General features: G+C 30.1%; 23 protein-coding genes. 6 read left to right on the top strand and 17 right to left on the bottom strand.

Features of this window, described 5'->3' with window-relative positions; translation table 11 throughout:
* Positions 1–2 precede the first annotated feature (2 nt).
* Positions 3–1097 (bottom strand): lipid-A-disaccharide synthase, encoded by a 1095-nt coding sequence (lpxB, locus tag ELQ16_RS00990; RefSeq protein ID WP_134237713.1) that lies wholly within the window; start codon positions 1095–1097, stop codon positions 3–5.
* A gap of 147 nt (positions 1098–1244) precedes the next feature.
* On the opposite strand from lpxB, the gene zupT reads away from it, so the two are divergent.
* Positions 1245–2120 (top strand): zinc transporter ZupT, encoded by an 876-nt coding sequence (gene zupT, locus ELQ16_RS00985; protein WP_134237712.1) that lies wholly within the window; start codon positions 1245–1247, stop codon positions 2118–2120.
* 155 nt (positions 2121–2275) lie between these two features.
* On the opposite strand, the gene ELQ16_RS00980 is transcribed toward zupT, so the two are convergent.
* The 5 genes from ELQ16_RS00980 to peb3 form a co-directional block, all read right to left on the bottom strand.
* Entirely contained in the window at positions 2276–2848 is a 573-nt protein-coding gene (locus tag ELQ16_RS00980) for a cytolethal distending toxin subunit A (RefSeq protein ID WP_134237711.1), read from the bottom strand.
* A 9-nt stretch (positions 2849–2857) separates the two neighbouring features.
* Complete coding sequence (locus ELQ16_RS00975; RefSeq protein ID WP_134237710.1) at positions 2858–3661, bottom strand: cytolethal distending toxin subunit B family protein; 804 nt, start codon at positions 3659–3661, stop codon at positions 2858–2860.
* Positions 3658–4476, bottom strand: coding sequence for an RICIN domain-containing protein (locus tag ELQ16_RS00970; RefSeq protein WP_134237709.1), 819 nt, complete (start codon positions 4474–4476; stop codon positions 3658–3660). The genes ELQ16_RS00975 and ELQ16_RS00970 overlap by 4 nt, the downstream gene beginning before the upstream one ends.
* Positions 4477–4523: 47 nt before the next feature.
* Positions 4524–5366, bottom strand: a complete 843-nt coding sequence (locus tag ELQ16_RS00965; protein WP_208335048.1) for a DUF817 domain-containing protein — start codon at positions 5364–5366, stop codon at positions 4524–4526.
* 74 nt (positions 5367–5440) lie between these two features.
* The gene (gene peb3 / locus ELQ16_RS00960) at positions 5441–6193 is read right to left on the bottom strand and encodes an AcfC family glycoprotein adhesin PEB3 (protein ID WP_134237708.1); all 753 of its coding nucleotides are present in this window, start codon (positions 6191–6193) and stop codon (positions 5441–5443) included.
* 160 nt (positions 6194–6353) lie between these two features.
* On the opposite strand from peb3, the gene surE reads away from it, so the two are divergent.
* From surE to blaOXA, 4 genes are read left to right on the top strand one after another with little or no spacing between them, the layout of a single operon-like run.
* Positions 6354–7133, top strand: coding sequence for a 5'/3'-nucleotidase SurE (gene surE / locus ELQ16_RS00955; RefSeq protein ID WP_134237707.1), 780 nt, complete (start codon positions 6354–6356; stop codon positions 7131–7133).
* A complete protein-coding gene (locus ELQ16_RS00950) occupies positions 7126–7782 on the top strand; it encodes a ThiF family adenylyltransferase (protein ID WP_134237706.1) in 657 nt (218 codons plus the stop codon). Before surE ends, ELQ16_RS00950 begins: the two co-directional genes overlap by 8 nt.
* Positions 7766–8215: a GNAT family N-acetyltransferase gene (locus tag ELQ16_RS00945; protein ID WP_134237705.1), complete on the top strand. Its 450-nt coding sequence runs from the start codon at positions 7766–7768 to the stop codon at positions 8213–8215. The genes ELQ16_RS00950 and ELQ16_RS00945 overlap by 17 nt, the downstream gene beginning before the upstream one ends.
* On the top strand, positions 8212–8976 hold the full coding sequence (blaOXA, locus tag ELQ16_RS00940; RefSeq protein WP_134237704.1) for a class D beta-lactamase: 765 nt from the start codon (positions 8212–8214) through the stop codon (positions 8974–8976). The genes ELQ16_RS00945 and blaOXA overlap by 4 nt, the downstream gene beginning before the upstream one ends.
* A 310-nt stretch (positions 8977–9286) precedes the next feature.
* On the opposite strand, the gene ELQ16_RS00935 is transcribed toward blaOXA, so the two are convergent.
* On the bottom strand, positions 9287–9502 hold the full coding sequence (locus ELQ16_RS00935) for a 2-hydroxymuconate tautomerase family protein (protein WP_134237703.1): 216 nt from the start codon (positions 9500–9502) through the stop codon (positions 9287–9289).
* A gap of 124 nt (positions 9503–9626) precedes the next feature.
* On the opposite strand from ELQ16_RS00935, the gene ELQ16_RS00930 reads away from it, so the two are divergent.
* Positions 9627–10517, top strand: coding sequence for a hypothetical protein (locus ELQ16_RS00930; RefSeq protein ID WP_134237702.1), 891 nt, complete (start codon positions 9627–9629; stop codon positions 10515–10517).
* 34 nt (positions 10518–10551) lie between these two features.
* Here ELQ16_RS00930 and ELQ16_RS00925 read toward each other — a convergent pair whose 3' ends face one another.
* The 10 genes from ELQ16_RS00925 to ELQ16_RS00880 all read right to left on the bottom strand — a co-directional run bounded on the left by ELQ16_RS00925 (position 10552) and on the right by ELQ16_RS00880 (position 17548).
* The gene (locus ELQ16_RS00925) at positions 10552–10941 is read right to left on the bottom strand and encodes a hypothetical protein (RefSeq protein ID WP_134237701.1); all 390 of its coding nucleotides are present in this window, start codon (positions 10939–10941) and stop codon (positions 10552–10554) included.
* 21 nt (positions 10942–10962) lie between these two features.
* Complete coding sequence (locus ELQ16_RS00920) at positions 10963–11379, bottom strand: hypothetical protein (RefSeq protein ID WP_134237700.1); 417 nt, start codon at positions 11377–11379, stop codon at positions 10963–10965.
* A 181-nt stretch (positions 11380–11560) separates the two neighbouring features.
* The gene (locus ELQ16_RS00915; RefSeq protein ID WP_134237699.1) at positions 11561–12046 is read right to left on the bottom strand and encodes a hypothetical protein; all 486 of its coding nucleotides are present in this window, start codon (positions 12044–12046) and stop codon (positions 11561–11563) included.
* Positions 12047–12374: 328 nt separating this feature from the next.
* Positions 12375–13253 carry a sulfate/molybdate ABC transporter ATP-binding protein gene (locus tag ELQ16_RS00910; protein WP_134237698.1) on the bottom strand — a complete coding sequence of 293 codons (879 nt, stop codon included), beginning with the start codon at positions 13251–13253 and terminating at the stop codon, positions 12375–12377.
* A gap of 9 nt (positions 13254–13262) precedes the next feature.
* Positions 13263–13934, bottom strand: a complete 672-nt coding sequence (gene modB / locus ELQ16_RS00905) for a molybdate ABC transporter permease subunit (RefSeq protein WP_134237697.1) — start codon at positions 13932–13934, stop codon at positions 13263–13265.
* Positions 13924–14325, bottom strand: a complete 402-nt coding sequence (locus tag ELQ16_RS00900; protein WP_134237696.1) for a molybdopterin-binding protein — start codon at positions 14323–14325, stop codon at positions 13924–13926. The genes modB and ELQ16_RS00900 overlap by 11 nt, the downstream gene beginning before the upstream one ends.
* A complete protein-coding gene (modA, locus tag ELQ16_RS00895; protein WP_134237695.1) occupies positions 14322–15071 on the bottom strand; it encodes a molybdate ABC transporter substrate-binding protein in 750 nt (249 codons plus the stop codon). Before modA ends, ELQ16_RS00900 begins: the two co-directional genes overlap by 4 nt.
* 43 nt (positions 15072–15114) lie before the next feature.
* Positions 15115–15801 (bottom strand): malonyl-ACP O-methyltransferase BioC, encoded by a 687-nt coding sequence (gene bioC, locus ELQ16_RS00890; RefSeq protein WP_134237694.1) that lies wholly within the window; start codon positions 15799–15801, stop codon positions 15115–15117.
* Positions 15798–16409, bottom strand: coding sequence for a pimeloyl-ACP methyl esterase BioG family protein (locus ELQ16_RS00885; RefSeq protein WP_134237693.1), 612 nt, complete (start codon positions 16407–16409; stop codon positions 15798–15800). The genes bioC and ELQ16_RS00885 overlap by 4 nt, the downstream gene beginning before the upstream one ends.
* Positions 16406–17548, bottom strand: coding sequence for a pyridoxal phosphate-dependent aminotransferase family protein (locus ELQ16_RS00880; protein ID WP_134237692.1), 1143 nt, complete (start codon positions 17546–17548; stop codon positions 16406–16408). The genes ELQ16_RS00885 and ELQ16_RS00880 overlap by 4 nt, the downstream gene beginning before the upstream one ends.
* Positions 17549–17669 lie beyond the last annotated feature (121 nt).

Genomic DNA, 17669 nt, shown 5'->3' with positions numbered 1-17669 from the left:
TTTTAAATTTCATTTAAGATTTTAGCGAGATTTTTCGCACTTCCAAATTTTAAATATTCTTTTAAAAAATCTACTTTATCAAAAAATGCCTTATAATCATATTTATTATAGGCATTATATAAGTTATCCACATTCACTTCATCTTGTAAAAATTCAGGATTTAATTCGCTTTTGTGAGCAAAATCACAAAAGATATTTGCAAGGCCAATGTGTTTTAATTTCACAAAAAGTTTTGCAATGAAAATATCGATGGTTTTTGCCTTATAAGCTAATATAAAAGGTGTGCCAACAAGCGCAGCTTCTAAAGTAGCTGTTCCGCTACAAATAAAAGCAAAATCAGCTTTTTTAAGAACCTTTGGTGTATTGTTTTCTATCTTAAATTCTTTGATATCGCCATAAATTTCTAGTTTTTTAAGATTAAATGGTGGTACGCAAAGGATTTTTTCACCATTAAATTTAAGTGAAAGCTCTTTAAAAATAGGCATCAGACGCTTAATTTCACTGTGTCTTGAGCCTGGTAAGAAAGCGATAATTTTTTCATTTTCTTTTTTTTCTAGCAAATTTTTAATATCATTTTCATTTTTAAATTCTTTAATCTCATCTAAGAGTGGATGTCCTACAAAAGTGCTTTTGCTAAAAAATTTCTCATCAAAAGGTAAGATAGAAGCTAAAATATCAAAATGACTTTCTATAATAGGAATACGCCCTTTTTTCCATGCCCAAACTTGAGGCAAGATATAATAAATTCTTTTTGTTTTTAAATTTGCTTTTTTTAAAGCCTTTGCAAAAGGTATGTTAAAAGCAGGAGAATCTATACATAAAATCGCATCAATTTTTTGAGTAAGACTTAAATTTACTAGCTCTTTTATAGCTCTTTTGGCTTTTAAAATGAGTGGTAAAACCTCTATAAAACCCATAGCACTAAATTCATGAGAACTATACAATGGTTTGGAATTTAAAGCAAATTCTTCGCACAAACTCTCATCATAAATTCCATAAAGTTCAAATTCTCCAAAATCTTTTTTATAAGCTTTTAAAACTTCTTTTAAATGCAAATTTGCAGAAGGCTCTAAGGCACATACTAAAAAATTTTTCATTCTCTCTCTTTTTTAAATTTTAAAGCGAAATCATAGCCAATTTTCACTTAAGACTTTGCTATTTTTTAAAAATTAAAGTTAAATATTATTAATAATTATTATCAATAAATAAAATTTATTTACTAATTTTTTGCTATAATCCTTGCCATGGAATTTACATTAGATCAAATTTTAGTAGCGATGGCTTTGACCATCTTAGCCGGACTTTCGACAGCTATTGGTTCTGTGATAGCATTTTTTAGTAAAAATGATAATCTTAGAATCCTTTCTTTTGGACTTGGTTTTTCTGCTGGGGTGATGATATATATTTCTTTCATGGAAATTTTACCTTCATCTTTTGTGGATTTTAAGAAATATTATAATTCAAGTTATGGGGAACTTTTGGCACTTTTGTGCTTTTTTGGTGGGATTTTCTTATCGGCTATCATTGACAAATTCATCCCTGAAGATGTCAATCCGCACGAGCCAAAAGAGGATTTAAGCGAGCTTAAAATTTGTCCTTTGCCTAAGAAAAATGAAAAAGCACCAACTTTTCACGCAGGCGAACCTTTAAAAAAGATTAATGTAAAAGCTTTAAAAAGAACAGGAATTTTTACCGCACTTGCTATTGCTATACATAATTTTCCAGAAGGTTTTGCAACTTTTATTTCAAGTCTTGATAATCTAAGTTTTGGCATAGCCATTGCCGTAGCAGTAGCGATACATAATATCCCTGAAGGAATGGCGGTTTCTTTACCAATCTATCATGCTACAAATGATAAGAAAAAAGCCTTTATCTACTCGGCACTTTCTGGTGTGGCTGAACCTATAGGAGCGTTTGTAGGGGCGTTTTTAATCTTGCCTATTATGAATGAGCTTACCTTGGCTATTACCTTTGCTGTGGTGGCTGGGATTATGGTGTTTATCTCTTTTGATGAGTTATTGCCTGCTGCAAAAACTTATGATAAAGCCCATGATAGTCTTTATGGACTTGTTTTAGGAATGGCTGTAATGGCGGTGAGTTTGATTTTGTTAAATCCTTGAGTTAAATCAAGAATTTTAATTATTATTTATTAGGAAAAGCTCTAAACATTTTTCCATTAAGCAACGCACCATTTTCTTTGAAATAAAGAGCAAATTCTAACATACAAAACTTATTTCAAACCAAGCCACAAAAGCTTGGTTTTATCATAAAAGTATTAGTAAATCGGGGTTGCTTCAACTATAGCAGGAGAGAAAAAGAAAAGCTCTCTTAATTCTATAGGTACAGATGGATTTACGGTGCAATCATCCAAACCAAAGCGATTTTCTATAGCGATATTTGGATCAGCAAAAGTACTCATGCATTTTACTCCACCATTGGTTAGCGATCTAATTTGCACTGCAGCATTAATTGTAGGCATTATAGAAAAAACAGTCTGCATTGCGCCATCTTGCAAATCCTGTTTGCAAGATTTTGTCCCAAAAGCTTTATCATTTAGCACAGCTAAGCATACATCACTTCCTCTAGGATTTACAAATTGCACATAACCAAAAGGGCGTTGTTTAGCATATCTATCCTTGGCTTTTAATTCATCACTAAGCAGTATTTCTTTTAAAAACCAATTTTGTTCTTCTAATTTTTGCGAACTGTATCTAAATGGGCTTAAAGAAATTCCTGTTTCTAAAGATCTTATAGCAAACATTTGTGTAAAATCTTCCAATTCATCCAAACTAGGTGTGGCTTTTAAAAAGCCTAAAATTGCTAAAAATAAAATTAAAATTTTTTTCATCATCTTCTCCTAAGGTCTTCTAAAATTCACAGGAAAGTGATCGGAAGATAAAAAGGTTCTAAGTCCTGCCATAGCTAAAATAGCAACTATTGGTGGCGGGGTATAAAGTGTAGCAGTATTTGAATTTCCTGTAACAGCATAATCAATAGTTCTTCCACCTGTTTGAGTAAAAGAAGATGGTGTTACAACATTAATACGAGATCTTAAGCTTGCATCAAGTAAAGGCACTAAAGCACCCGCTTCTCTATTAAAATCACCCAAAATCATCCAATTAATATCTGGTCTGTTTCTAAAAAACATATCTACAGCAGTTACAATAGCTCCTGCATCATTTCCACCACTTGCTAAAGCATGTATGCTAAAAAATGCATCGTTTCCTATGCGTATGCCAATGATTGGTCTTGAAGCAACTGTTGGAGGTGGTAAAACAAAAACCTCATCTGCTTGCACTCTGCTAACAATTGCCATATTAACGCGATTTGCACCCACATCCACTCTTGAGTAATAAATAAAAACAGAATTTGGTCTTGAAGCAGAGCCTAAATTCCACTCATATTCATGGATTGGTATTCCTACTCCTACGGGTTGGACTTGTCTTGGAGTTTGCACTGCAGTACTTGGCAAAACTCCCGCTTCTTGCACAGCTAAAACATCCATAGGATTATCGCCTGTTACAAGTTGTCTTATGCTAATATTCCATTTACTCTCCGTTGCTGCTGATGAACCTTGCAAATTCCAAGTTCCACTATTGTAGTTTTCTAAGGCACCAAATAATAAATTCACACTAAAAACTAAAAATATTATCTTTTTCATTCTAATTCTCCTATGCCAGAATAAGGCGATCTACCTTTGAAAGTTGGCGCACTAATAGTCCATTGTCTATCTAAGTTTTTTTCCTTTGATTTTAAACAATCAGTTAAATAAATATTATAAAAATTAAAGCTAAATTCCTCCATTACATTTCCAACTGGCGTTTGTATGCATTGTTGCGTTGCAAAATTTTGAATTTGAAAAGCCCCATTACTCATGGGCAAAAGTCTCCAAAATTGTGCAAAATTGCTTTGATCGCAAGGATAATGCACTATGCCATTTCTATACGCATTTAAACAAGTAAGAGTTTTTGCATTTTTAATCATCACAGTGTTGTTTGGAAATTCGATGAGTTGCCAAACTCTTGCATCACCAAAAGGTCTACTATCAAACAAGTTGTATCCCCATATCCAATTACCTGGATTTAAAGCCCAAACAGTCAATGCAGCTCCATTAGGATTCATAATAGTGACAAAATCACTCACAATGCCTGAATTTTCATATAAGGCATTAGAAGCAAATTCATTTTTTGATTTAAGTCTTGGCAAAGGACCTTTTATAGCATTATCGCCTTTAAAGGTATTTGTAGCAATTATAGGTGGTGTAAGCGGTATAGCTGGAAAATGCTTACCTTCTACCAAAGCTGGTGTTTTTTGCTTTGCAGGTGGAGTTGGCGTTGAACCAAGCTTTAAAGGATCGCTATCGCTAAATTTACCATAAGATCTACCTAAAGGATTTATTTGTTGTTCTTTTGAAGAACAAGCCGAAAAAATAACCGCAAAAATTAAAAAAATTAAACTAAATTTTATTTTTTGCATATACCCTCCTTATAAAAATTTTTAATATAGTAACATAAATTATTAATTTATTTTGCCACATGAATGCGACTTTTAATATCCTTTAAAAATAAAGTTATAGTAAAAGTCATCACAATAACCAAACTCCACGCACCCCATTTTCCAAGACTTACTAAAGCCCAAGCACCAAGTTGATTAGGATATCTCCAAACACCTAAAAGTGTGCCTAAATTTTCAGCTAAATATATAAAAAATCCCACCAAAACAAAGCTTAATAAAAGTGGCATTTTGCGTTCTTTATCTAAAGGAGTAAAAATAATCACACTTCTTGCATAAAGTCCTAGCAAAAAAGCCAAAATATAATACCTATAATCACCTATATAATGATGAGTAAAAAAATTAATATAAATGAGTCCTGAACTTAGCACCGCTAAAGTGAATGGAGGATGGTGAGAAACTTTCATATCAAAAAGTCTCCAAGCTTGTATCACATAACTTCCAACCGCTGCATACATAAAACCAGAAAAAAGTGGTACTCCCCAAATTTTTGTATAGGCAAAATCTGGATAAGCCCAAGAATTTACAACTGAAGTCTTAAAAGCTTCGAGCAAAAAGCCTAAAAAATGAAACAAACAAATAGCTTTTAATTCATCTTTACTTTCTAATTTGCTAAGTACCATCCAAGCTTGTATTATTAAAGCAATGATTAAAAGTAAATCATAACGATAAATTCCAAAAAGTCCTTCGCGTGGCACACAAAACATCGCGATGAAAAAAAGCCCTGCAAACAAACATGCCCTAGCTTGTTTTATACCAAAAAACCAAAACTCCATACAAAAGCGTTTAAAACCTTTATAATTTCTTGCTTTTTGATTGGTTAAAATGGCATCTAGATGATTTAAAATTCGCAAATTTATTCCTAAAAAATTTTTTAAAATTATAGAAAAAATTTGCAAATTCTACAAAATTAATAAAAGATTAAAAACTACTCTCTCCAGCCGTATTTTTTGAAAATCTCTTTAGCTTCTTTGGATTCTAAATATGCGATGAAATCATATACTTCTTTGTCGCTATTTTCTTTTGCCACAATATTTAAAGTTCTATAAACCACTAAATCTTTTTCGATCGCCACAACACTTCCTAGATCAGGATTGCTTTTTGACCAATCAATCCATGTGATCCACGCATCTGCTTTATTTTCCGCAAAAAGTTTTCTAGCACTTCCGCTATTTGGCGCAAAAGCTACTATATTGGATCTAAAATTTTGTATAGTTTTTATATCCCCAGTTCTTCCTATCATATCCTCCCAAACACCCGTTCCAGAAGTATTGCTCTTTCCTGATCCTTCTGGAACAACAATTCTTACTTTTTTATTAGCTAAATCTTTTAAGCCCTTGATTTTTAAAGGATTGCCTTTTTGAGTTAGAATAATAGCTTCTCTAAAATACAAAGGCTTAATTTTACTGGCATTAAAATCTTCTCCAAAATCACTTGCTATAGCTAAAGCTGATTGATCCGAAGCGCCAAATAAAATATCTGCATTTTCTTTAGCTTTTTCCATCCAAGTAGCTTGAGGACCAAAATTTACATTGACTTTTACACCTGTTTTTTCGGCGTATTTATTTGCCACATCTTTTAAAGCTGTATGCGGACCACCTGGTCCATAAAGATTTATATCAGCATTTGCTATACTTAAAGTTAAAGCACATATACTAAATAATTTGACGATTTTTTTCATATTTCTTCCTTTAAATTTTGAAATTTTTAAAAGTTGAAATTGTAAAAATTATTTATTAATAATTAGTTATTATAAAAAATATTATTTTTATAATTTAAGATAAATCCAAAAAAGAATTTTTTGCTAAAATATCATCATTTCGACAAATTAAGGATAAATAATGAAAGAAATTTTAATCACAAATGATGATGGATATGAAAGCGAAGGGCTTAAAAAACTTGTCAAAATGCTAAGAAAAGAATTTAAAGCTAAAATCACCATAGTAGCCCCAGCCTATGAAAAATCAGCATGTTCGCACTCCATCACGCTTACAAAACCCTTGCGTTTTGTAAAAGTGGGAAAAAGATTTTATAAGCTCGATGATGGCACTCCAGCAGATTGTGTTTATCTAGCTTTACACGCACTTTATAAAACGCGTTTGCCCGATCTTGTCATAAGTGGGATTAATAAGGGTGCAAATGTGGGCGAAGACATCACATATTCAGGCACTTGTGCGGGCGCTATGGAGGCGGTTTTGCAAGGAATTCCTGCTATTGCGCTTTCACAATTTTATAAAAAAAGTGAAAAAGAACTTGATTTTAAAAATGCTTTAAAAATCACTAAAAAAATCGTTAAAAAGATTTTTGATCAAGGTTTTCCGCTAGATAAAAAAGAATTTTTAAATATCAACTTTCCTTCCCCAAAAAGTGAATTTAAAGGCGTAAAAGTTTGCAAGGCAGGAAAAAGAGTGTATAATTTCAAGGCACATTCTAATGTCAATCCAAGAGGGGTTGAGTACTTTTGGCTAGCGGCTGCGAATTTAGATTTTGAAGATGAAACTAATAGCGATATAGCGCTTTTAAAGCAAGGATACGCCACGATAACGCCCATAATGCTTGATTTAAGTGCTTATGAAAAAATGAAAAAAGTTAAAAAATGGTTAAAGGCAAACGATGAATGATAGATTTACTCGTATAAAATGGCTAGTAAATGAAGAAAATTTCAATAAATTAGCACAAACCAAAGTGCTTGTATGCGGACTTGGTGGAGTAGGTGGAATATGCGTAGATGCGCTTTTTAGAAGCGGTTTTAGTGATCTTACTTTAATTGATGCGGACAAATTTGAAATCACCAATCAAAACCGCCAAATTCATAGTGAAAATTTAGGAGAAGAAAAAGCTAAGGTTTTTGAGCGAATTTATAATGTAAAAGGCATAGTTAGTAAGATTGATGATGAGTTTTTGGCTAATTTTGATTTAAGTAAATTTGATCTTATAATCGATGCGATTGATGATATTCCAGCCAAAGTTGCGTTAGCAAATTTGATTGACTTTAAACGCCAAATTTTTATTTCTTCTACAGGTGGTGCTAGAAAGCTTGATCCAACACGCATTAAAACAACAAGCATTTTTAAAACCCATGGAGACGCACTGGCAAAAAAATTCCGCTATGAGCTTAGAAAATCAGGCTTTAAGGGCGATTTTGATGTGGTGTTTTCTGATGAAGAAGCGGTATGTAAAGATCTTGGCTCTTTTATGGGAGTAACTGCTTCTTTTGGGCTCGCACTAGCTTCTTTAGCATTAAGGAAAGTCCTTGATAAGAAAAGCTGATATTAAAGATTTAGAGGCTTGCATAAAGCTTTTTAAGCAAAGTGTAAAAACACTTTGTGCAAAAGATTATACAAAAGATCAAATTAAAGCTTGGCTTGGGATTGATGAAGAAAAATGGAAAGAAAAATTTAAAAATGATGAGATTTTCATCTATGAAAGAGAAGGTAAAATCGCTAGTTTTATAAGCATAATATTGGATCAAAAAATACTTGATTTACTTTTCACTCATCCTGATTTTGCTAGTCAGGGCTTAGCTACAAATTTACTTGATTTTGCTTTGAGAAATTATCCGCATAATGAAATTTACACTTTTGCATCATTAAGCGCCAAAGAGTTTTTCTTAAAAAATGATTTTGAGATTGTAAGGGAAAATGAAGCTATAAGGGCTAATCAAATTTTAAAAAATTTTTTAATGAAAAAAGAATTAAAATGAAAAAACTTTTTTTGCTTTTATTTGTGTTAAATTTGACTTTTGCTAAAGACTTAAAACTTGAAGATTTTTTTAAAAACTATAATACAAATGGCGTTTTTGTGCTTTTTGATGGCGAAAATTATGCAAGTAATGATTTTACAAGAGCCAATAAGGCCTTTTCTCCTGCTTCTACTTTTAAAATTTTTAATGCTTTAATCTCTCTTGATAGCGGTGTGATAAAGAATGAAAAAGAGATTTTTTATCACTATAAAGGTGAAAAAGTATTTTTGCCTTCTTGGGCGCAAGATATGAATTTAAGCTCGGCTATTAAATACTCTAATGTCCTTGCTTTTAAGGAAGTGGCAAGGAAAATTGGCATAAAAACCATGCAAAAATATTTAAATGATCTTCACTATGGCAATGCTAAAATTTCGCAAATTGATACTTTTTGGCTTGATAATTCACTTAAAATTAGCGCCAAAGATCAAGTGGATTTGCTTTTTAAACTTTCGCAAAATACTTTGCCACTTTCTAAAAAAGCACAACAAAGTGTTAAAAAAATGATTTATTTAAAAGATATGAAAAATTTAGAACTTTTTGGAAAAACAGGCTGGAATAAAAAAATCGCTTGGATAGTAGGTTTTGTGCGTTTAAAAGATGAAAATAAATTTAAATCTTTTGCACTTAATTTAGACATTAGCGAATTTAAAGATTTATATAAAAGAGAGGAAATTTTAGAACTTTATCTGGATAAAATTTTAACCAAAACCGAAAAAATGTAAGCAAAATAAATTTTCAAAGTTTATTTTTATATCAAAAAATATTTAAGAAATTTTTATAGGATATAATTAAAACAAAAAATTTACAGAAATTTCTCCGTCTTGCTTATAATTTAGCCTTTATATAAAGTACGAAAGATAAAACACAAATGACTTATTTTGTTATTGATTTAGTTTGGATTGTTTTAGATAGTGTAGTTTATTATACTTTTGTCTATAAAATAAGTACTTTACGAAGCTAACTTCAGTTATAAAGCTCTGCTTTAAATTTAAAACGGAATGCGGAGAGTAAATGGTTTAACTGCAAAGAAAGCTAGCTTTTTTTCTGCTCTTTTCTTACTTCAGTGATAGTTTTTCCGCCTAAACCATAATTATCTATTTCAATTTCATCGATAATGACAACAGTAGAAGCTTTATTTTTATTTAAAACCTTAGCAAGTAAATCTGTAACACCTTCAATCAATTCTTGCTTTTGCTTTGGCGTAGGTTCGCCGTTTTCTTTTGTGATTCTAATATTAACAAAAGGCATAGCATCTCCTTGATTTTAATTTTTTATATTGTAGCGTATATCTTAAATTTTAAAAACTCACATGATATAATAATGCATACATAAAAATATTTATTTAATTAAGTCATTAGTGGAGCAAAAAACAATGTTTAAAATTTTATTTTTGATTTTTATGGCAACTTTTGCCTTGGCTACGGATTTGGATACTTTGGATTTAAGTAGTGTGGACTTAAGTTTTAGCGAGTTTTTGGCGGATAGTTTTAATTTTACCATTGTGCTTTTTATGTTTATTTTTATGTTTTCTCCGCTTTGGGGATGTTTATTTTTTGCTAAATTTGGCAAAAAAGATATAGTTTTTGACAAAGAAAGCATTTGGAATAACAAAATAGAACATCATTTTTTTGTCAAGCAATATTTTAAACATTATGCAATTTGGCTTGTAATGTTTTTCATCATAATAAGTCTTATGTACTCTGCGGCTTTACTAGGGGTTTCTTTGGATAATTTTGATGGGAGAACTAAATATTATCTCATTCTTTTTTATTTCTTTTTGATTTTTATGGCAGCAACTACTGGTGCAAATCTCTTTGGAGCACATTTTCGCTCAAATTATATCGATTTTAAAGATAGGATTTTCATCACCCCAAAAGAAATAGTGCTTTTTAAATTTAATAAAGAAAATAAAGAAGAATTTTCTTTTGAAAAAGGGCGGTTTAATGCCAAAATCCTGCCTTTTACAAAAGGAAAAATAGAGTATTTTGCCTTTCCTATGATAGGCTTTACTTTGATTTTAGATGATGGAAGACAAAAGGTAGAAGTGGAAATTTTTGTTACACTTTATTATTTTAACAAGAAAAAAGCCTTGATGGAAAGTGAATTTTTTAATGAGTTTTTTAATCATCTTAAAAATTACACAAGAAGTATCAATCACAAAAACTATTCCAACGCACAAGAATGCATTCAAGATATTACAGAATGGGGTTATAGAAGTGTTTTAAAAGACTTACTTGATAATTTGTCTTTAAAAAATAAGTAATTTGGCAAATTTATTTTAAAATGTGATATTTCAATTAATTATAATCTTTATCAATAAAAGCACAATTTATATCAGGATGATCTTTTAGATGATAGCTTGCATATCCGATTATTGGTTTAAATTTTTCATTTTCAATTTGAAAAAATGCTAAAAAATTGCTTGGAATAATTTCTTTTTGACCGATTTCTTTGTAGTCTTTAAAAATTTCTTCTTTGAATTTTTTATATTCTTCAATGTGTTCTTGGCTGAGTTTTTCTAAAATTTCACTTTCATTTTTCACTAAAAATTCATCAGTAAAATAAAAATAATCAAATTTTTTATCACTTACGACAAAAATTTTATTTTTATTTAATTCTTTAGCATTTTCAAGAAAAGGATAACGCTCATAAGCTTTATAAAAAGCATACAATCTTTTTCTGTCCATTTCATTAAATGAGTATTTAAGTCAAGCATTATCATTTTCATTTGTAAAAACTTTTTTATAAGCAAGAATATATTTTTGACTATTTTTTTCATATTCTTTTGTGAATTTTTTATATTCTTCGCTTTTTTCATCTTTTAACTCATCTAGCACTTGTATAAAAAAATTTTCTCGTTGTTTAAAATAATAAAATTCCCAATTAATCTCATACAAAAGCTTATCTGCGATTTCTGGTTCTAAATCAAGCTTAAGATCGCATAATTTTTTAAGTTTATAAAAAGAGTCTGATGAACAAGATAAACAAGAGTCTTTTTCTGTTTGCTGTTGGGTTTTACGGCTGTTTTCTTCTATTTTTTCCAAAAGCCAAAGCGGAGAAGTAACCGCAGCAAATGCACCAAGTGCTACAATTTGAGGCGAATGAATTACGCCTAATGCTGCCATTCCTGCTGTTTTGTTGCTACACCCACCCAAAAACAAAATGCAGATTAAACCAGCGATGATTTTTTTTCATTGTTTTTACCTAAGTTAATTTTAAAATAATGAAAACAATTATAACTATTTTAAATTAAAAGTGAGAATTGCTCCAAATTTGGAGCAAATTTTAGAATAATTTGCAATCAATTTAAGGCATTGAATTCTGTTTATTTTTGCGTTCTCGTTCTGTTCGCCTATCTTCATAAAGTTTATCATATTTTTTGGTTCGATAAAGTAATCTTATATCAAAATCTGTCTTATCAAGTGAAATTATAGAATTTCCATCTTTAAAATTTGCCAAATTATCGTATTTTTCTACCATTTTATATTTTGATAAAGATGATAAAAGATCATCAAAGCGATCTTCGTCAAAACATAATAATACCCCTATTAATTTATCCTCTGTATCAAAGCCAAAAATCACATCTCTATTTAAACCTTTAAGATCAAAATTTTTTTGATTAACAACAATTTGCTTGCCTTTGGTTACAGGATCATTTCCAATCTGCGTAAAATCAGGATATTTTTTGCTAACTTCCTCAAAAGTCGCTTTTCCAAGCTCAAAGCCAAAAGGATCGGGATCGCCAAAGAGTGAAATCACCGAAAAAATCAAGATTAAAAACACTTTTTTCATTTTTTACCTTTTAATAAAACATAAAACTAAAATTATAAAAACTTAAGTTTAATAAATATTTATAAGTGTTTGGTATTTTTTATTTACTTGTTTATATTGCTATAAAAATTAGTGAGTGTGGTTTGAAACAAAATATAGGCATTTTTTGATAAGATGGTAAAAATATTAAAAAAAGAAAGATTAAAACGCGAAATTCCTAGCTTTCATTAGTAGGAATTTTGAGATAAATTGCCAAATTATTGCTAAAATTAAACAAGAAAATAATTATAATTTACGCATTTGTATTAAATTTTAAAGGAATTTCAAATGGATTTAAAGACTTACCTTCTTAAATTTTTCCCACAATGATAGGGTTGAAGGCTTTCATGGAAAGTAAAAGTGTATCGCCGATTTTTATATCTTTGTAAGATTTTAAAAATTCTTCTTCGCTAAGTGTGATTTTAATAATATCTTGATTTAAAAGTAAAGTAAAAACGACTAAAATATCACTTTTTTTAATCTCAAGTAAAGTCGCACTTAAACGCAATTTCGCACTTAAATTTGATTGAGTGAAAAATTCACTTGTCTTTGCATCTTTGATGATTTTGCCATTATTAAGCTCTAAAATTCTATGGCTTAGCTTATAAATTTCAGCCAAATCGTGACTAACCAATAAAGTAGTAATTTTAAAATGTTGTAAAATTTTCATCAACTCATCTTGTAAAAAGGAACGCATTTTAAAATCTAGCGCACTCAAAGGTTCATCTAAAAGCAAAATTTGTGGCTCTCTTGCTAAAGCCCTTGCTAAAGCCACTCTTTGTGCTTGCCCTCCGCTTAAATTTTTAGGATAAATTTTAGCTAACTTTTCCAAATTCATCAAATTTAAAAGCTCTTCTACCTTTTGCTTTGAAGTTGCAGCATAAGAAATGTTTTCTTTTACGCTCATATTTGGAAAAAGGGCATAATCTTGAAAAACAAAACCGATTTTTCTTTTTTGTATAGATAAATTGATATTTTTTTGGGTATCAAGCCAAAGCTCATTTTCCACTTCTATACGTCCAAATTCAGGTTTTATAAGTCCTGCAATGATTTTTAGCAGAGTCGTTTTTCCTACGCCACTTTCTCCAAAAATAGCAGTGATTTCATTTGTCCTTAAATGTGTGTTAAAAACTAATTCTTTTTTGCCTTTTGCGGTATCGAGGGGAAGTTTTATATCAATTTTTATCATAAAATAAACCTATAGAGTAAATTTTTTATTGACAAAATAAAGACTTAAAAGTATGATAAAAGAAAGCGTAAACAAAGTAAAAGCGTATTGATGCGCTAAAGTATAGTTTAAGACTTCAAGCTCATCATAAATTGCTATACTTGCAACCAAAGTTTCGCCTTTTTTATGTCCACCTATCATCATCACAACACCAAATTCGCCAACGGTATGCGCAAAACTCATCGCGCAAGCGCTAAAAATTCCCACTTTAGAATTGGGTAAAATCACTCTAAAAAGTGTGTAAATTTTACTCTTTCCTAGAGTGTAAGAAGCATCAAGTAGGTTTTTATTTACCGATGAAAAGGCACTTTGCAAAGGATTTACCATAAAAGGCAATGAAAAAATTAAAGAAGCAAAAACCAAACCTTGAAAAGTAAAAACTAAAGAAATATTTAAATATTCTTTTAAAAACTGCCCCAAAAAGCTATTTGCTGAAAAGCTTACAAGCAAATAAAAGCCCAAAACACTAGGCGGTAAAACCAAAGGCAAAGCCACAAGGGTTTGCACCAAGCTCTTAAAAGGTAATTTCACAAAGCTTAAAAGATAGGCTAAAAAAACTCCTATGAAAAAAAGTATAAAAGTAGTGATAAATGCGAGTTTAAAAGTAAGATACAAGGTTTGTAAAAAATCACTATCCATCAACTGCCCTTAAAATAATATCATTTGCCTTAACAAAACAAAGCCATTCTTGCCCTTCTTTAAGATTAAGCCTTAAAGCCTTTTCTTTGGTAATAATGCTTGAAATTTCATCACCTTTAAAATCAAAAAATACATGACATAGCATTTTGCCTTTTTTAATACTTTTAATTTTAGCCGAGAATGAATTTTCAACACTTAAAATGGAATTTGGCAAGGCAAAGCTAAGTTCGTGTTCTTTAAAAAGCACTTGAATATTTGAGCTTATTTTTAGATCTTGTAAAGAATTAAGATCAAGCATTAAAACACTAAAAATTTGCTCTTTAATGTTGATCTTAACAATGACAATCTCATCTTCATTTAAAAGATCTATAATTTTACCATTTAAAGCATTCAAGGTGTGTTAAATCCATATTTTTTAATGATATCTTTACCTTGTTTAGAACTTACAAAATCAGCAAACTGGGTAGCTAATTTTTTATTCTTGGCATATTTTGTGATAACAAAACTTTGTTCTAGTGGAGTGAAATATTTTTCATTAATTAAAACCACTTTTCCTTTGGGTTTATTTACGGGTGAAACCAAAGAATAAGCCACGATGCCAACTTGTGCCACTCCAGTGTCTACATGTACCACAGGCTGAGAAATATTATCGCCTAAAACAATTTTATCTTTAAAAATCTTATCAAGTCCTAGTTTTTCAAGTGTTTGCGTGGCAGCCACTCCATAAGGTGCAACTTTTGGATTTGCTATACTTAAATGTGAAATAATATCTGCTTTTTCGCTCAATTTTTCAATGCCACCGTTAAGTAAATTTTCATCCAAACTATACAAAGCCACAACGCCTAAAGCATAAATTTTTGGTTTGCTAATTGCATTATTATCTTTTGCAATTTGTGCGGCATACTTTGCATCAGCTGAAAAAAAGAGATCAAATTCCCTTCCTTGCGTCAAAAGCTGATAATGCTTTCCTGAAGCACCAAAAACAAGCTCTATTTCATCATCTGGATGTGTTTTTAAAAACTCATCTTTAATTTCACTCATGGCTTTAGAAGCAGAAGATGCGACAAAAATACTGATTTTTTCGGCGTTTAAACTAAGTGAAAAAACGCTCATCATTAAGATAAAAAATATCTTTTTCATTAAAACTCCTTTATAAAAAATAAATAATTATATAACAAAAAACTTATTTTACTCTTTTTTTGCATATTATAAAAATAGAATGATAAGTAATTTTGTTTTGAAATTTTTCTTCAAATTCTTTTAAAAAACCCTTATTTAAAGGATAAAACCCCAAAGAATTTACTCCGCTAAATTTTAAATGTCTAAAAACATCTAAAGCACTTTTAAATTCCAAATTTATAAACTCTTGCGTAATTTTTACTTCACCAAAATGACTTGTAAAAATTTGCTTTAGCTCATCTACACTAAAATAATTTAAACCCAAACCCGTGCTTTGCTTAATTTCTTTTAAATTATTTTTTCCAAAAGTAGAAAGAAGTAAAATACCATTTTCATTAAGCATATCCCTAAGACTTGGTAAAATGCATTTTAAATCAAGCCATTGTAAGCTCGCATTTGAAGTGATGAGATCAAATTTTTGCTTGCTTAAATTTTGTTTTGCAATTTCATTCATATCAAAAATTAAAGTGTTAGAATTTTCTTTAAAATCCAAAATATCATTTTTTAAATACTCATCAAAAGTAATGATTTTTTCAAGCTTTTTACTAAACTCGCCCCTACCACAACCAAATTCAAATACTTTTTCAAAATGCGTGAGTTTTGATTCTCTTAAAATTTCGCAAAGCTTTAAACCCATAAAATCTTGCGCTTTTGCGTGTTTTGCATAATTTTTTGCTTTTAAAAAATTCAAATTTCATCCCAAGTTTTAAAATGAAAAAAAGCAAAATGCGGTTCGTCTAAAAAAATAAGCTTGGAAAAAGCGTTTTTCAAAGCATTTGGCGGAAAAATTTCATCCGTCTTACTTGAGTAAATTTTATCCCAAATAAAATCTTTGTTACACTCTTTTAAGGCAAATTCGAAAAGTTTTTCAAGCTCGGTTTTTAAATCTTTTTCATCTTTAAAAATAAAATTTTTTGCTTCATTTTCGCGCCCTTTAAATAAGGCTTTTTTAAAGCTTGAAAGTTCAAATTTTTTAATTTGCTTGGCAAAAATTACAGGATAAATTCCTTTCAATTTATCTATGCCAAAATTTGTGCCATTGATGGCAATTTTTTGCGAAAACTCCATATCTTTTAAAACTTTACTTGCCACGCAAACACCCATAGAAAAGGCTATAAGAGTGATTTTAGAAAAAGGACTTAAATCAAATTTAAAGTCTAAATTTTCATAATCACAAACCAAAACCACATTTTTATCACTTTTTAAATGCAAAAAATGGCTAGGATGTGATGCAAAGCCACCAAATACTAAGATAAGCTCTTTTGAGTTTTTATTTTTGATTAAATGAGTTATTTTCATAAAAGTTCTATCGCTTTCTCTAAATCTGTCTTACTAAGTCCTGCATGTAAGGAAAAGCGAATTCTAGCTGTATTTTTAGCCACGGTTGGCTCTTTAATAGCTGGGGCAAAAATACCATTTGTTTCGAGTTTTTTTGCCACTTCTATGGCTTTTTTATTTTCTCCTAAAAGCAAAGAAATGATATAGCTATCGCCTAAAATTTGATGATTTTTTTGTATGAACTTGTTTTTAAAAAACTCTGCCAAGCTTTGTAAATTTTCTCTTTTTTCTTTAAATTTACTCATTTTTTCAAAAATAAATTTCGTCCAAGCTACATTAATAGGTGGCAGTGCAGTAGAATAAATAAAAGCTCTTGCTTTGTTGATAAAAAAGTTTTTAAAAGGCTTTTCGCAAATCATACAAGCCCCCATAGAAGCAATGGCCTTACCAAAGGTAAAAACCAAAAAATCAACCTTTGTTTCCAAATTTAAAGCCTTAACAAGCCCCAAACCATCATCACCAAAACACCCCACACTATGGGCTTCATCGATGTAAAGTTTTATTTTAGGGTATTTTTCTTTAAAGGCAACCAAAGCCTTAAAATCACAAAAATCACCATCCATGCTAAATAATGCTTCGCTTAAAATGATGATTTGTTCATAATTTTCATAATGTTTTTTGATTAAATTTTCCAAATGTTCCATATCGTTGTGACGAAAACGAAAAAATTTCGCTCCACTAATTCCAAGCCCATCAATCATACTCGCATGGATAAGTTTATCAGCCAAAAAAAGTGTATTTGGGATACTTGCAAGCGCGGCAATACAAGAGATATTTAAATGATAACCGCTATTAAAATGTAGAATTTCTTTTTCTTTAAATTTGGTTTTTAAAAAGCTTTCAAATTCTTCATAAATTTCAAAATTTCCACTCAAGCTTCTTGAACTTGAACTTGAAAAAAACAGATTTTCATCTTTTAAAGTACTTAAAAATTCATCTTTTAAAGTTTTAGAAGAGCTTAAATTTAAATAATCATTTCCCGCTAAATTTAAAAGCTTAATGTTATTTTTAAAAACGAAATTTCCATCGTGTTTTAGAGGTGTTAGACTTCTAAGATTGTGATTTTTTGCAAGAGTTTCTAAGATATTTTCAAGACTCATTTTTTCCCTAAATATTTTTCGCATTATTTTAGCAAATAAAATATTCATTCGTATTTGAAAATGAAAAATTTAAATCAGACTATTTATCTCTTTTAATGATTTTATGCTACAATCTTTTACC

This window comes from Campylobacter sp. US33a, assembly GCF_004378855.1.
GTDB lineage: Bacteria > Campylobacterota > Campylobacteria > Campylobacterales > Campylobacteraceae > Campylobacter_D.
Note: the sequence above shows the minus strand (reverse complement) of the source record. Positions and strands in the feature narration are given on the sequence as shown.

Excerpts from the sequence above, each read along its gene's own strand:
- ELQ16_RS00970 (WP_134237709.1), bottom strand. The coding sequence starts at position 4,476 with ATGCAAAAAATAAAATTTAGTTTAATTTTTTTAATTTTTGCGGTTATT.
- ELQ16_RS00920 (WP_134237700.1), bottom strand. The coding sequence starts at position 11,379 with ATGGCAGCATTAGGCGTAATTCATTCGCCTCAAATTGTAGCACTTGGT.
- ELQ16_RS00950 (WP_134237706.1), top strand. The coding sequence starts at position 7,126 with ATGAATGATAGATTTACTCGTATAAAATGGCTAGTAAATGAAGAAAAT.
- ELQ16_RS00880 (WP_134237692.1), bottom strand. The coding sequence starts at position 17,548 with ATGAGTCTTGAAAATATCTTAGAAACTCTTGCAAAAAATCACAATCTT.
- ELQ16_RS00925 (WP_134237701.1), bottom strand. The coding sequence starts at position 10,941 with ATGGACAGAAAAAGATTGTATGCTTTTTATAAAGCTTATGAGCGTTAT.
- modA (WP_134237695.1), bottom strand. The coding sequence starts at position 15,071 with ATGAAAAAGATATTTTTTATCTTAATGATGAGCGTTTTTTCACTTAGT.
- ELQ16_RS00975 (WP_134237710.1), bottom strand. The coding sequence starts at position 3,661 with ATGAAAAAGATAATATTTTTAGTTTTTAGTGTGAATTTATTATTTGGT.
- peb3 (WP_134237708.1), bottom strand. The coding sequence starts at position 6,193 with ATGAAAAAAATCGTCAAATTATTTAGTATATGTGCTTTAACTTTAAGT.
- zupT (WP_134237712.1), top strand. The coding sequence starts at position 1,245 with ATGGAATTTACATTAGATCAAATTTTAGTAGCGATGGCTTTGACCATC.
- ELQ16_RS00915 (WP_134237699.1), bottom strand. The coding sequence starts at position 12,046 with ATGAAAAAAGTGTTTTTAATCTTGATTTTTTCGGTGATTTCACTCTTT.
- ELQ16_RS00885 (WP_134237693.1), bottom strand. The coding sequence starts at position 16,409 with ATGAAAATAACTCATTTAATCAAAAATAAAAACTCAAAAGAGCTTATC.
- lpxB (WP_134237713.1), bottom strand. The coding sequence starts at position 1,097 with ATGAAAAATTTTTTAGTATGTGCCTTAGAGCCTTCTGCAAATTTGCAT.
- ELQ16_RS00980 (WP_134237711.1), bottom strand. The coding sequence starts at position 2,848 with ATGAAAAAAATTTTAATTTTATTTTTAGCAATTTTAGGCTTTTTAAAA.
- blaOXA (WP_134237704.1), top strand. The coding sequence starts at position 8,212 with ATGAAAAAACTTTTTTTGCTTTTATTTGTGTTAAATTTGACTTTTGCT.
- ELQ16_RS00935 (WP_134237703.1), bottom strand. The coding sequence starts at position 9,502 with ATGCCTTTTGTTAATATTAGAATCACAAAAGAAAACGGCGAACCTACG.
- surE (WP_134237707.1), top strand. The coding sequence starts at position 6,354 with ATGAAAGAAATTTTAATCACAAATGATGATGGATATGAAAGCGAAGGG.
- ELQ16_RS00910 (WP_134237698.1), bottom strand. The coding sequence starts at position 13,253 with ATGATAAAAATTGATATAAAACTTCCCCTCGATACCGCAAAAGGCAAA.
- ELQ16_RS00930 (WP_134237702.1), top strand. The coding sequence starts at position 9,627 with ATGTTTAAAATTTTATTTTTGATTTTTATGGCAACTTTTGCCTTGGCT.